At 71.3% G+C, this 13,202-nt stretch carries 13 protein-coding genes; 2 read left to right on the plus strand and 11 right to left on the minus strand.

Annotation, left to right across the window (positions count from 1 at the left end; translation table 11 throughout):
• Positions 1 to 72: 72 nt before the first annotated feature.
• The 9 genes from ABT106_RS00925 to ABT106_RS00965 all read right to left on the minus strand — a co-directional run bounded on the left by ABT106_RS00925 (position 73) and on the right by ABT106_RS00965 (position 9,514).
• Positions 73 to 771, minus strand: coding sequence for a VTT domain-containing protein (locus tag ABT106_RS00925; protein ID WP_502979139.1), 699 nt, complete (start codon positions 769 to 771; stop codon positions 73 to 75).
• 182 nt (positions 772 to 953) lie between these two features.
• Entirely contained in the window at positions 954 to 1,712 is a 759-nt protein-coding gene (locus tag ABT106_RS00930) for a MerR family transcriptional regulator (RefSeq protein WP_351270357.1), read from the minus strand.
• Between the two features lie 93 nt (positions 1,713 to 1,805).
• Positions 1,806 to 2,552 (minus strand): ABC transporter permease, encoded by a 747-nt coding sequence (locus ABT106_RS00935; protein ID WP_351270583.1) that lies wholly within the window; start codon positions 2,550 to 2,552, stop codon positions 1,806 to 1,808.
• Between the two features lie 35 nt (positions 2,553 to 2,587).
• On the minus strand, positions 2,588 to 3,586 hold the full coding sequence (locus tag ABT106_RS00940; RefSeq protein ID WP_351270360.1) for an ATP-binding cassette domain-containing protein: 999 nt from the start codon (positions 3,584 to 3,586) through the stop codon (positions 2,588 to 2,590).
• Between the two features lie 86 nt (positions 3,587 to 3,672).
• The gene (locus tag ABT106_RS00945) at positions 3,673 to 4,287 is read right to left on the minus strand and encodes a PadR family transcriptional regulator (protein ID WP_351270363.1); all 615 of its coding nucleotides are present in this window, start codon (positions 4,285 to 4,287) and stop codon (positions 3,673 to 3,675) included.
• A 13-nt stretch (positions 4,288 to 4,300) separates the two neighbouring features.
• Positions 4,301 to 4,813 (minus strand): DinB family protein, encoded by a 513-nt coding sequence (locus tag ABT106_RS00950; RefSeq protein WP_351270365.1) that lies wholly within the window; start codon positions 4,811 to 4,813, stop codon positions 4,301 to 4,303.
• Positions 4,814 to 4,933: 120 nt separating this feature from the next.
• Entirely contained in the window at positions 4,934 to 7,027 is a 2,094-nt protein-coding gene (gene mrdA / locus ABT106_RS00955; protein WP_351270368.1) for a penicillin-binding protein 2, read from the minus strand.
• A gap of 61 nt (positions 7,028 to 7,088) precedes the next feature.
• Entirely contained in the window at positions 7,089 to 8,546 is a 1,458-nt protein-coding gene (locus ABT106_RS00960) for an aldehyde dehydrogenase family protein (RefSeq protein ID WP_351270371.1), read from the minus strand.
• 89 nt (positions 8,547 to 8,635) lie between these two features.
• Entirely contained in the window at positions 8,636 to 9,514 is an 879-nt protein-coding gene (locus tag ABT106_RS00965) for a Sco1979 family transcriptional regulator (protein ID WP_351270374.1), read from the minus strand.
• Between the two features lie 357 nt (positions 9,515 to 9,871).
• Between ABT106_RS00965 and ABT106_RS00970 the strand changes: the two genes are divergently transcribed.
• Positions 9,872 to 10,381, plus strand: a complete 510-nt coding sequence (locus ABT106_RS00970) for an ATP-binding protein (RefSeq protein WP_351270377.1) — start codon at positions 9,872 to 9,874, stop codon at positions 10,379 to 10,381.
• A gap of 91 nt (positions 10,382 to 10,472) precedes the next feature.
• Here the strand turns inward: ABT106_RS00970 and ABT106_RS00975 are convergent, their stop codons facing one another.
• Together ABT106_RS00975 and ABT106_RS00980 are read right to left on the minus strand one after the other, a co-directional pair.
• Entirely contained in the window at positions 10,473 to 10,718 is a 246-nt protein-coding gene (locus ABT106_RS00975) for a DUF397 domain-containing protein (RefSeq protein WP_069920830.1), read from the minus strand.
• Between the two features lie 118 nt (positions 10,719 to 10,836).
• Complete coding sequence (locus tag ABT106_RS00980) at positions 10,837 to 12,882, minus strand: FUSC family protein (protein ID WP_351270380.1); 2,046 nt, start codon at positions 12,880 to 12,882, stop codon at positions 10,837 to 10,839.
• A gap of 138 nt (positions 12,883 to 13,020) precedes the next feature.
• Here ABT106_RS00980 and tatA point away from each other — a divergent pair, with 138 nt between their 5' ends.
• A complete protein-coding gene (gene tatA / locus ABT106_RS00985) occupies positions 13,021 to 13,194 on the plus strand; it encodes a Sec-independent protein translocase subunit TatA (protein WP_351270383.1) in 174 nt (57 codons plus the stop codon).
• Positions 13,195 to 13,202 lie beyond the last annotated feature (8 nt).

Genomic DNA, 13,202 nt, shown 5'->3' on the forward strand with positions numbered 1-13,202 from the left:
GCACACGTACGCCCCGGGGCCCTCAGCGGGCCTCCGGGGCGTGACGGGGCGGCCGAGGGCCGCCGGGGGTCGCTAGCGCTTGGCGTGGCGGCCGCGCTGGCCCGGGGCCTGCGGGCCCTCGTTCCCGGCGGCCGGGGCCTCGGCGGCCTTCGCCTTGCCCTCCTTGCGGGCCTTCAGCACCTCGAAGACCACCGGGATCACCGAGACGAGGACGATGCCCACGAGGATCGGCTCGACATTGGTCTTGATGAACTCGATCTGGCCGAGCCAGTATCCGGCGAGCGTGACGCCCGCGCCCCAGCCGATGCCGCCGATGATGTTGTACGTGAGGAAGGTGCGGTACTTCATCGAGCCGGCGCCGGCGACCATCGGGGCGAAGGTGCGGATGATCGGCACGAAGCGGGCGAGCACGATGGCCTTGGGGCCGTGCCGGTCCATGAACTCGTGGGCCTTGTCGAGGTTCTCCCGCTTGAACAGCTTGGAGTTGGGCCGGTTGAACAGCTTCGGCCCGAAGAACTTGCCGATCATGTAACCGACCTGGTCGCCGATGATGGCGGCGGCCACGATCAGCGTGCAGACCAGCCACAGCGGCTGCTTGATGTACTGGCCGTCCGCGACGAGCAGGCCCGCGGTGAACAGCAGCGAGTCGCCGGGCAGGAACGCGAAGAGTCCCGACTCCGCGAAGACGATGACCAGGATGCCGATCAGACCGAAGTGCGAGATCAGATAGTCCGGGGACAGCCACTCAGGGCCGAGCGCGATCGTGTACACGGTTTCCGGACTCTCCTGGATCGGGGGGGGTGCCGGCGGAGGCAGGCAGGCAGACAGACGGGCGGGCGGGTGCGGGCAGTCTCAATTATCAACGCACACGACCCCCGCCCGGTTCCAGGGACCGGCGGGGGTCGAATCCGTGACCTTCCGTCTACACGGCGGGGTTCCGCACGGCCTCGCGGCTACACCTTGCGGATCGCGTTGGCCGTGATCGCGTCCCGCACGAACACCGCCAGGCCGGGCCGCTGGACGTCGTAGTAGGCGGTGTAGCGCTCGTCCGCGACGTACATCTCGCCGAGGCAGGTGTGCATCTCGTACGAGCAGGTGTAGTGGTTGCCGCTGATCCAGCCGCGGTGCTCCTCGGCCAGGTCCATGGCGGCCTCCGACTCGGCGCGGGCGCCCGAGTCCATCAGCGCGACGAGCCGGCGGTTGAGGTCGTCGCCCTGGTCCTGGATCCGCCGCCAGTCGTCCTTCGTGTACGAGGCGGCCCGCCGCTGCGACTCGGCGTAGGCGTCGGTGCCTCCCCAGCGGCGCTCGACCTCCTCGGTGTACACGTCGGGGTCGAAGTCCCCGAAGACCTCGAACTTCTCCTCGGGCGTGAGGTTGATGCCCATCTTCTGTGCCTCCATGGCGTTCTCAACGGCCGTGGCCATCTGCTGGAGCCGGGCGATCCGGTCGGACAGCAGGACGTGCTGCCGGCGCAGATGCTCCCGCGGATCCGATTCCGGGTCGTCCAGCAGGACCGCGACCTCGTCGAGGGGGAAGCCGAGCTCCCGGTAGAACAGGACGCGCTGCAGCCGGTCGAGGTCGGCGTCGTCGTACCGCCGGTGCCCCGCCTGGCTGCGGCCGCTCGGGGAGAGCAGCCCGATCTCGTCGTAGTGGTGCAGGGTGCGCACCGTCACTCCGGCGAATCCGGCGACCTGGCCCACGGAGTAGCCCATCGCTTCCGCTCCTCTCGGTTGGGTACGCCCTTCACTGTGGCTCCTCACGCCGCGTGAGGTGCAAGCCGGCCCCGGCGCGGCTCCGGGGGCCGGTCAGCGGCTGAGGCCCCGGAAGCGGCCCACGGCCAGGGGGAAGAAGACCGCCAGCAGCAGGAGCGGCCAGCCGACGGCGAGCAGGCCGGCGTGGTCGAAGGCCCAGGAGCCGGAGGCCGCCGCCGGGTTGCCGAACAGGCCGCGGACCGCGGTCGCCGTCGCCGACATCGGGTTCCACTCGACCACCGCCCCCAGCCATCCGGGCATCGACGCCGGGCTGGCGAAGGCGTTGGACAGGAAGCCCACCGGCCAGACCAGGATCTGCACGGCCTGCACCAGCTCCGGCCGGCCCGCGACCATGCCCAGGTAGATCCCGATCCACAGCATCGCGAACCGCAGCAGCAGGAGCAGCGCGAAGGCCGTCAGCGCGGCGCCCGCCGAGCCGTGCCAGCGCCAGCCGAGCAGCAGGCCGACCCCGGCCAGGACGGCGAGGCCCACCGCCGACTGGAGCATGTCGGCCGCGCTGCGGCCGACCAGGACGGCCGATGAGGACATCGGCATGGCCCGGAACCGGTCGATGACCCCCTTGCCGAGGTCCTGGGTGACGGCCGTCATGGTGCTCTCCAGGCCGAAGGCCATGGTCAGCACCAGCATGCCGGGGACGAGGAACTCGACGTACGCGCCGTCGACGCCGCGTCCGCCGCCCACCAGGAAGCCGAACATCAGCAGCATCATCACCGGGAAGACCAGCCCGACGACCACCTGGACCGGCTGCCGCGCCCAGTGCGCCAGTTCGCGCCGGGTCATCGTCCAGGAGTCCGAGACCACCCATGCGGCGGCGCTCACGCGGACACCTCCGTACGGTCGGCGCGGCCGGTCCGGGCGGTCCGAGCGGTCCCGCCGGGGTCGCCGGGCCCGGGCGGCCCGTCCGGCCCGTCCGTCAGGTGCAGGAACACCTCGTCGAGCGTGGGCCGGCGGACCGCGACGTCCGCGGCCTCGATGCCCGCCCCCTCCAGCGCCCGCAGGGTCAGGGCCAGCCCCTCCATCCGGTCGCGGACCGGGAAGCCGAGCGTCGGCGGGTCCGCGCTCACCACCGGGTCGGGGAGCAGCGCGGCGGCCTCCGCCAGCCGGTCCGGATCCCGCAGGACGACGACGATCCGGTCCGCCCCGACCAGGGACTTCAGTTCGTCCGCCGTGCCCTCGGCCGCGACCCGGCCGCCGTCGACCAGGGCGATCCGGTCGGCCAGCCGGTCGGCCTCCTCCAGGTACTGGGTGGTGAGCAGGACGGTCGTACCGCCGCCGACGAGGGAGCGGACCGCGCCCCACACCTCGGCGCGGCCGCGCGGGTCGAGTCCGGTGGTCGGCTCGTCGAGGAACAGCACCTCCGGGTCGGTGATCAGCGAGGCGGCGAGGTCGAGACGGCGGCGCATGCCGCCGCTGTACTGCTTCACCGGCTTGCGGCCGGTGCCGGCGAGGCCGAAGCGGTCCAGCAGCTCGTCCGCCCGCTGCCCGGCCCGCCGGGCGCCCAGGTGGTGGAGGCGGCCGAACATCTCCAGGTTCTGCCGGCCGTCCAGTTCCTCGTCGAGCGCCGCGTGCTGCCCCAGGAGCCCGATCCGGGAGCGGACGGCAGCCGCGTCGGTCCGGGCGTCGTGGCCCGCGATCCGGACGGTTCCGGCGTCGGGGCGCAGCAGGGTGCTCATGATGCGTACGGCCGTGGTCTTGCCGGCCCCGTTGGGGCCCAGCACCGCCTGGACGGTGCCGGACGGGACCTCCAGGTCGAGCCCGGCGAGGGCGGGCTTGTCCCCGTACCTCTTGTGAACGCCTTCGACGAAGATCGTCAAAGCGACTCCTTCACTAGTCAAACTTGAGTAGCGGGCTGCGCAAAAGTACTGCCCCCGAAGGGGCTAGTCAAACTTGATTACACCGCTTACGCGTAGGGGTTCTCCTGGCCGTCGGCCAGGACCCCGACGAACGGCTCGCCGCCCTCGCCCGCGAAGGAGTACGCGCCCCCCTCGATCCGGACGATCAGCCCCCGGGTCCACTCCGCCTCGGCGTCGGCGCAGTACACCCAGCGGTGCATGATCTCGCCGATGTGCCCCAGGGCCTGCGGACCGGTCTCCGGGGTGTAGTAGTCCGTCACCGACGTGCGCCAGCGCGCCAGTTTCCCCAGCCGCTCCCGGAGCAGCTCCAGGACCTCGGCCCGGGGGAGGTCGACCATGAAGCCGATCGCCGACGACAGCAGGTCCGCCTTCTGGTCGTAGGCGGCGAGGGCCTCGCGCAGCAGCTTGAAGTACTCCTCGCGGCCCGCCGCCGTGACCTCGTACTCGGTGCGCGGCGGGCCGCCCGCGGCGCTCGGGGCCACCTCGTGCGCGAGCAGGACGCCCTGCTTCGCCATCTGCTTGAGCGCGTGGTAGATCGATCCGGGCTTGGTGTTGGACCACTCGTGGGCGCCCCAGTACTCCAGGTCGGCCCGCACCTGGTACCCGTGCGCCCGCCCGTGCTGGCGGACGGCACCGAGGACGAGAAGCCGGATCGCAGACATGGGGCCAGGCTACTCACCCCATCGCGCGGGTCCCGTCGAGGGATTCGCGGATGATGTCCGCGTGGCCCGCGTGCCGGGCGAACTCCTCCATCAGGTGCAGGAGCAGCCAGCGCATCGAGACCTTGGTGTCCGCGGGGAACCAGGGCGCCGGCGGCAGCGGGAAGCTGTCGTCGAGGCTGGGGACGGCGGCGATGAAGGCCGCCGTCTCCCGCGCGACCCCGTCCCAGTAGGCCAGGACGGACGGGACGCTCTCCCCCTCGACCAGACGGAACGCCTCGTTCCAGTCCGCCTCGGAACGGACCGTCTCATCGGGCCGGCCCTGCGCCATCCGCAGCCAGCCGAGCTCGCACTCCGCCGCGTGCTTGAGCAGCCCGGACAGCGACAGCTCGCTGACGCTGGGGCGGCTCGCCGCCTGCTCCTCGCTCAGCCCCTGCGCCGCCTCGCGCAGGGCGGCGCGCTGGGCCTCGACGAAGGCGAGGAGCGTGCCGCGCTCGTCACCGGGGACCTCTGTGGAAACCTGAGCCATGGCCGACGCCTTCTCTCCGTGGGGTTCTCGTGGGTGTCAGGTCTCGGGGGGCGTGCCGTCCCCCGCTGACAAGAACCACGCTACGGAGCCTTGCGGTCAGATCCCGTCCTCAATCGCCGTTCAGCGCGCCGCGTTCGCGGCGTCGTCCGGGCGGAGCGCCGGGAGCGCTGTGGCCGGCTTCGGCAGCAGGGCCTTGGCGAGGTCCTGGCTGCCCTTCTCGTCCAGCCCGTACATGGCCTCGTAGATCTTGCGGACCGCCGGGCCCGACGCGCCGGAGCCGGTGCCGCCCTGGGAGATCGTCATGACGATCGCGTAGTCCTCGGTGTAGGAGGCGAACCACGAGGTGGTCTGCTTGCCCTGGACCTCGGCGGTGCCGGTCTTGGCGTGCATCGGGATCTGCTTCTGCGGCCAGCCGCCGAAGCGCCAGGCGGCGCTGCCGGTGGTGGCGACGTCGGCGAGGGCCCCGTCGATGTCGTCGCGCAGCTTCGCGTCCATCGGCAGCCTGCCCTGGACCTTCGGGGCGATCTCCCGGACCGAGTTGCCGTCGGCGCTGACGACGGCCTTGCCGACGCTGGGCTGGTGGAGGGTGCCGCCGTTGGCGATGGCCGCGTAGACGGAGGCCATCTGGACGGGGGTGACGAGGGTGTCGCCCTGGCCGATCGAATAGTTGATGGCGTCGCCCTCGCGCATCTGGTCGCCCTGGCGGCAGTTCTCGTAGGCGATCTTCTCGGCGAAGGTGCCGTTCTTCTTGCCGTCGCGGCACCAGGCGGCCTTGCTCGCCTCGAAGAAGTCCTGCTTCCACTTGCGGTCGGGGATCCGGCCGGGCACCTCGTTCGGCAGGTCGATGCCGGTGGGCTTGCCGAGGCCGAACGCGTGGGCGGTCTTGAAGAACCAGTCGTTGGGGTTCTTCTTGGGGTTGATGCCGCCGTCCTTCTTCCACTCCTGGTCCGCGATGGCGTAGTACACCGTGTCGCAGGAGACCTCCAGGGCGCGGCCGATGGTGATGTCGCCGTAGCCCTGGGATTCGAAGTTCGTGAAGGTCTGGGAGCCGACCGAGTACGCGCTCGGGCAGGGATAGCGCCGGTTGAAGGGGTAGCCGGCGTTCACCGCGGCCGTCGAGGAGACCACCTTGAAGACGGAGCCCGGGGCCGCCTGGCCCTGGATCGCCCGGTTCAGCAGCGGGTAGTTCGACTTCTTGTCGGTGAGCTTGGCGTAGTCCTTGCCGGAGATGCCGCCCACCCAGGCGTTCGGGTCGTAGGTGGGGTTCGAGGCCATCGCCACGACGCGGCCGGTCTTGGCCTCCATGACGACGACGGCGCCCGAGTCCGCCACGTAGTTCTTGCGGGTGTTGTTCTTGTCGAAGGTCTTGCGGGCCTCGACCATGGCGTTGTTCAGCTCGCGCTCGGCGACCGCCTGCACCCGGGAGTCGATCGAGGTCACCACGTTCGAGCCGGGCTGCGACCTGTCGGTCTGGCCCTGCCCGGTGACGCGCCCCAGGTTGTCGACCTCGTAGCGGGTGATGCCGGCCTTGCCCCGCAGGTCCTTGTCGTACGTCCGCTCCAGGCCCGAGCGGCCCACCTGGTCGGAGCGCAGGTACGGCGAGTCGGAGTTCTTCGCCTTGGCGATCTCCTCGTCGGTCACCGGGGAGAGGTAGCCGAGCACCTGGGAGGTGTTGGCCCCGTCCGGTCCGGCGTAGCGGCGCATCGCGGTGGGCTCGGCGGTGATCCCGGGGAAGTCCTCGGCGTGCTCGTGGATCTGGAGCGCCTGCTCGGTGGTGGCCTCGTCGCTGACCGGGATCGGCTGGTAGGGGGAACCGTTCCAGCAGGGCTGCGGCGTCTTGGCGTCGCACAGCCTGACCTTGTCGACGACGTCCTGGGGGTTCATGCCCAGGACCCCGGCGAGGCGCGTCAGCACACCTGTGCCGCGGTCCTTCATCTTCAGCAGCTCGGTACGGCTGGCGGAGACCACCAGGTGGGTCTGGCTGTCGGCGAGCGGGACCCCGCGGGAATCCAGGATCGAGCCGCGGACCGCGGGCTGGACCACCCGCTGGAGGTGGTTGTTCTTGGCCTCGTCCGTGTATTCCTGGCCGTTGCGTATCTGGAGGTACCAGAGTCTTCCGCCCAGGGTGAGCAGGAGCGAGAAGACGACGATCTGGATGACGACGAGCCGGTTCTGGACCCGAGGGGTCCGGCCGGTCTCGGGTATGTTGCTCAACTCTGTTCTCCCCCGGGCGGCTGCTCCGCGTACGCCCGGTCGAGTGTAGATCGGGCTCCCCTCAGAAGGGGAAGCGCGTCCGCCCGTGCTGCACCGAGATCCACTTCTGGGTGGTGAACGCCTCGACCGTGGCCTCGCCGTTCAGCCGCCCCAGACCCGACGCCTTCTCCCCGCCGAAGGCGGCCAGCGGCTCGTCCCCGATCGTGGAGTCGTTGACGTGGATCATCCCCGTCTCGATGCGCTGCGCGAAGCGCACGCCCCGCTCCACGTCCCGGGTGTGCACCGCGCCGCTGAGCCCGTACGGGGTCAGGTTGGTCAGCCGTACGGCCTCGTCCTCGCCGTCGAAGACGACCAGCAGGGCCACCGGGCCGAAGATCTCCTGGCCCAGCAGCGGGGAGTCCTCGGGGAGACCGGCCAGGACGGTCGGTTCCACCAGGTTGCCGCGCGTAGAACCGCGTACGAGCGCCTGCGCGCCCTCGGCGACGGCCCGGTCCACGAGCGCGGTGAGGGCGTCGGCCTGGAAGGAGTTGATCAGCGGTCCGATGTGGGTGTCCGCGTCGTGCGGGTCGCCCGTCTTCAGGGCGCGGACCCGGGCGGTGAACTTCTCGGTGAACTCCTCCGCGACGCAGGCGTCGACCAGGATGCGGTTGGCGGCCATGCAGACCTGGCCCTGGTAGACGAACCGGCTGAAGACGGCCGCGTCCACCGCGTAGTCCAGGTCGGCGTCGTCGAGGACGACGAGCGCGCTGTTCCCGCTGAGCTCCAGGACCGTCCGCTTGAAGTGGCGGGCGGCGACGGCTCCGACGTGCCGGCCGACGCGGTCCGAACCGGCGAAGGAGATCACCTTCGGGACGGGGTGCGTCAGGAGGGCGTCGCCGATCTCCGCTATGTCGGTGACCAGGACGTTCAGCAGGCCCGCGGGGAGCCCGGCGTCCTCGAAGATCTTGGCGATGACCCCGCCGCCGACCACGGGCGCGTTCTGGTTCGGCTTGATCACGACGGCGTTGCCCAGGGCGAGGGCCGGGGCGACGGACTTCAGGGTGACCAGGAAGGGGAAGTTGAACGGGCTGATCACGGTGACGACGCCGACCGGGAGGCGCTGGACCCGGTTCTCCTTGCCCTCGACCGGCGAGGCCAGGATGCGGCCCTCGGGGCGCACGGCCAGCTGGATCGCCTCGCGGATGAACTCCATCGCGCTGTGGACCTCGTACTCGGCCTTGGGACGGGTCCCGCCGAGCTCGTCGATCATCGCCTCGACGATCTCCTTCTCGCGCTCCTCGGTGATCCGCAGGGCGCGCTCCAGGACCGCGCGTCTGGTGTAGGGGCTGGTGGCCGCCCACTCGCGCTGGGCGCGCTCGGCGCCGCGGTACGCCTGGTCCACCTGCTCGACGGTGGCCACGGTGATGGCGGCGAGCTTCTCCCCGTTGTACGGGTTGACGTCGATGATGTCCCACGAACCGGTACCGGCCAGCCATTCGCCGTCGATGTACTGGTGAGCCAGGTCGCTGAATATGGACATGCCATCCCTTACTGCGAGCGCGCACCCGTGCGCTGCACCGGAGACCGATCGGTCGTCATGCACTGATCAGACGTCATAGTACGTGCGAATCAAGACAGTTGGAGCAGGCCGCGAAGAAGATCCCTTGTCTGGCCGGGGTCCGGGCAGTCGGCCTGAAGGCGCTCCATGGCCCTTCCGTACTGCCCCACTTCCTCGTCCTTGTCCAGGTAGAGGGCACTGGTGAGCTGTTCCAGATAGACGATGTCCTGGAGGTCCGACTCGGGGAAGCGCAGCAGGGTGAAGGCCCCGCTCTCGCCCGCGTGGCCGCCGAAGGAGAACGGCATGACCTGGAGCTGCACGTTGGGCCGCTGGGAGATCTCGATGAGGTGCTCCAGCTGGCCGCGCATGACGTCGCGGTCGCCGTACGGGCGGCGCAGGGCGGCCTCGTCGAGCACGGCGTGGAAGACCGGGGCGCTTTCGGAGACCAGGACCTTCTGCCGTTCCAGGCGCAGCGCGACGCGCCGGTCGATCTCGGCCGTGGTGGCGCCGGGCATGCCGCGGCGGACGACGGCCTGGGCGTATGCCTCGGTCTGGAGCAGTCCGTGGACGAACTGGACCTCGTAGATGCGGATGTGCGAGGCCGCGCCCTCCAGACCGATGTACGTCTGGAACCACCCGGGCAGTACGTCTCCGTAACTGTGCCACCAGCCGGTGGCGTTGGCCTCGCGGACCAGTCCCAGGAGGGATTCGCGCTCCGCGTCGTCCGTGACCCCGTAGAGCGTGAGGAGGTCCTCGACGTCCCGTGCCTTGAAGCTCACCCTTCCCAACTCCAAGCGGCTGATCTTCGATTCGGATGCGCGGATCGAGTAGCCGGCCGCCTCGCGGGTGATGCCGCGGGATTCACGGAGTCGCCTGAGCTGCGAGCCCAGGAGGATTCGGCGCACCACAGAACCGCTGGCTTCTGCGGTCACTAGTCCTGCCCTCCCCATCGCGATGGATGTGCGCCCCTTCCGCACTCTCGCGCGGGCGGGACAGCCAGCGGGGCCCCCGTACCCCAGGGGCCGCAGTCTGCCACCAAAACGCATCGGCCCGTACTCGTTCTGTAACGGAATCCCGCCTGTGGGGAAAGAAGTCCGTCCGTATACGTAGGAAGAAATGAGCAAGAACCGTCACGTGAGCGGACAGGTCCGGCGCGTGCACGTGCATCTGCCCTTGCATCCGGCTCCGCCATTCGGAACGATGGTCCCCGCGCACCTGCGTGCTGTTCGCGCCGGCGCACGGACCCACCCCGCAGTTCTCTTTGGACGAGGCCGCCGCTTCGCCCGCGAATCCCGGGAGTGCCTCGCATGGGGACGAATGGATCGACCATGCTCGAGCCGTTACGGCAGGGGCTTCCCCCGGTCGACCCCACGGCTGTCTCCGGGTCCGCCTCCTGCGCTCTGCCCGCCCGGTTCGAGGCGGTGCGGGGCGCCCGTGGTTTCACCCGCTCGACACTGTCCCAGTGGGGTCTCGACGACCGCTTCGACGACGTGTCGCTGGTCGTCTCCGAGCTCGTCACCAACGCGCTGCGCCATGCCCTGCCCGAGGACGCGCGGGGTACGTGCGCCGAGGCGGAGCCGCCGGTGCGGCTGCACCTGATGCGGTGGAGCACGCGGCTGGTGTGCGCGGTGCGCGACCCCAGCGAGGACCGGCCCGGCGGGGCCTTCTCACCGGAGCGCACGGAGGAGAACTTCGACCTGGAGTCCGGCCGCGGGCTGTTCCTGGTCGACTCCTACAGCGACAGCTGGGGCTGGCACCCGCTCGCGGGACGGCTCACCGGCAAGGTCGTCTGGGCGCTGTTCCTGCTCCACGACTGAACCCACCCGTACACGCCAACCGGCCGGGATTGATCACTGCGATCAATCCCGGCCGGTGCACGTGCATGGCTTGTATGGGTGCGCTGTTCCGTCAGCCGATCAAGTGATCGAACTCGCCGTCCTTGACCCCCAGGAGCAGCGCCTCGATCTCGGCGGGCGTGTACACGAGCGCCGGTCCGTCGGGAAAGCGTGAGTTGCGCATGGCGACGTCGCCGCCGGGCAGTCTCGCGAACTCCACACAAGAGCCCTGCGAGTTGCTGTGTCTGCTCTTCTGCCACGTCAGCTCAAACAAGGAAGCGAGTTCTGCAGCTGCCATCCCGTTGTACGCGTGGTCCACAGGAAGCCCCCGATAGTGCAGATGTCAACTGCACCGGATCATAGCTGTGTTCACAAGCGCCTGCATGGGCAGATGCACGTGCACGGAGGGTGGTCCACTGATCACAAAAGGGCCCCCTTCAGGGCCGCAGCGCTTCGGACACCTCGTCGAGGGAGTCCACGAGCTGCTCGGCCGCCCCGCGCAGCACTCCCGACGCGGGGGTGTCCCAGGCCGTCAGCAGGTCCCGTACGCCGTCCCATTGCGGAACGCGCCGCTCCCGTACGGCCTTGGCCCCCGCCTCCGTCGCGGCGCGCAGCGCCCCGGCGAACTCGGCCGCGCCCGGCACCGGGGCTCCGTCCCGGTCCGGGGGGTGGGCCTCCAGCAGCATCGCGTGGCGGCCCAGCGCCGCCAGGGCGTCCCCGGCCCCCTCCGCCGCCGCCCGGGACAGCCCCCGGTGGCGCACCGGCTCCCCCGACGCCCGCGCGAGCGCGTCCTGCCAGGCGATGCGGGCGTCGCGGGTGTCCAGCAGGGCCGCGCGGACGTCGGCGCGGCGGGCCCCGGCCGGATCGGCGTACTGGCCGAGCACGGCGGCCGCGTACCGTCCGTCGGCGGCCAGCCAGTCGGCGAGGCGGGTGCGCAGCCGCGGGGTCTCCCAGGCCGGGTAGAGGGCGTAGGCGGCCATCGCGAGCAGCCCGCCGACCAGCGTGAGGGTCACCCGGTCGGGCACGGTCTGGTCCCAGCGGACCCCGCCCATGCCGAGCAGGAAGACGACGTACGCGGAGACGAAGAGCTGCGCGACGGCGTACCCGGTGCGCATCAGGACGTACATCAGGCCCGCGCTGACCACGGCGAGCAGGCCCGACAGGTACATGCCCGGCTGGGCGAGCTGCACGATGCCGGTGGCGACGGCGACCCCGGCCAGGGTCCCGGCGAAGCGGGCGACGGCGCGGGAGTAGGTCTGGGTGAAGTCCGGCCGCATCACCATCACCGAGGCCATCGGGGCCCAGTAGGCGTGCCCGAGCGGCAGCGCCAGCCCGATCACCAGGCCCGTACAGGCCACGGCGGTGACGCGCAGGGCGTGCCGCAGGATCGGCGATCCGGGCCGCAGCTCCGCCCGTACGGCCTTCAGGACCAGCGGCGCCATCCGCCACAGGGTGGGCCGCAGCATCGACTCCCCCGGCTCGGCGGTGCGCCCCGAGCCGGGCTCGGCCGTCTCCCGTACGTCGTCCAGCAGGGCGGCGAGCCGGCGCGCGGCCCGCCGCGGCGCGCCGGTGAGCAGGTCCGCCGTGTCGGGGGACCTGAGGACGGCGAGGGCCGGGGCGGGCGGCCGGACCGGCTCCCCGTGCCGGATCGCCCGCGCGGCGGCGTCGAGCACCGCCCCGGCGGCGGCGAGCAGCTCCCGCACCCGGTCCCGTCCCGGCCCCTCGGCGGGCGCCCCCACGGCCGGGTCGGCGAGCGAGGCCAGCACGGGCCGGATCCGCTCGGCGAGCCCCCGCGCGCCGTGCAGCTCGGCGGGGCGCCGCCGGGCCTGGCGGGCGGTGACGGTGGCGGCGGCCCGGGCCCGCATCAGCGGCTGCGGGTCGAAGGGCGCGTGGGGGTCGTGGCGCAGCCGCCGGGCGTAGTCCGCCTCGGCGGCGAGCGCGTCGGCCAGGGCGTCGCGCTGGGCGCCCCAGCGGCGGATGGGGAAGAGGACGATCAGCAGCGCCTGGACCACCCCGCCCGCGGCGATCATCGCGGCGTGACCGGCGGCCTGCGGGACGGAGGTCGGCAGGGTGACGGTGACCAGCATGATCGCGACGTTCCCCGAGGCGATGATCCCGGCGGTGGGGCCGGCCGCCCACATCAGGCTCGCGGCGAAGGTCCAGACGGCGAGGAGGGCGAGGAAGAGCGCGGTGTGCGAGGAGCCGACGAGGTAGCCGACGAAGGTGGAGACGGCCAGGGTCAGGCCGGAGGCGAGGGCGAGGACGGGCCGCGGCCGCCAGCTCTGCTGGAAGGTGGCGATGGCGGCCATGAAGGCGCCGAAGGCGGAACTGGCGGCGGCGCCCGGACCGAGGAGCGCCAGCCCGGCGCCGATGACGATCGCGAGGCCGACGGCGGCGCGCAGCGCGACCAGGGGTTCCAGGCGTGCCCGCTCGACCTTCACGCCCGACCGGGCGGTGTCCTTCAGCGCCCGGAGCCAGCTCATGGCGTCGAGCGTAGCCGCGCGGGGGCCGGTTCGGCTTTCAGGACTTCTTCAGATTTGTCCTGACCCGGTCCGCGGCTGTTCCATGGGTCCGGTCATCATCCCGAGCGCTGTTCGACAGCCGTCCGAGGGGGCCCTCACGTGTTCCGCAACGCCGTGCAGCCGTGGCACCTGCTCGTGGTGCTGGTCGTGTGCCTGCTGGTCTTCGGCTCGAAGAAGCTGCCCGACATGGCCCGCTCGCTGGGCAAGTCGATGCGCATCCTGAAGTCGGAGACCCGGGCCCTGCGGGCGGAGGACGACTCCACCACGCCGTAGACCGTGGC

It is taken from the genome of Streptomyces sp. NPDC002044 (assembly GCF_040296725.1).
Classification (GTDB): Bacteria; Actinomycetota; Actinomycetes; order Streptomycetales; family Streptomycetaceae; genus Streptomyces; species Streptomyces antarcticus.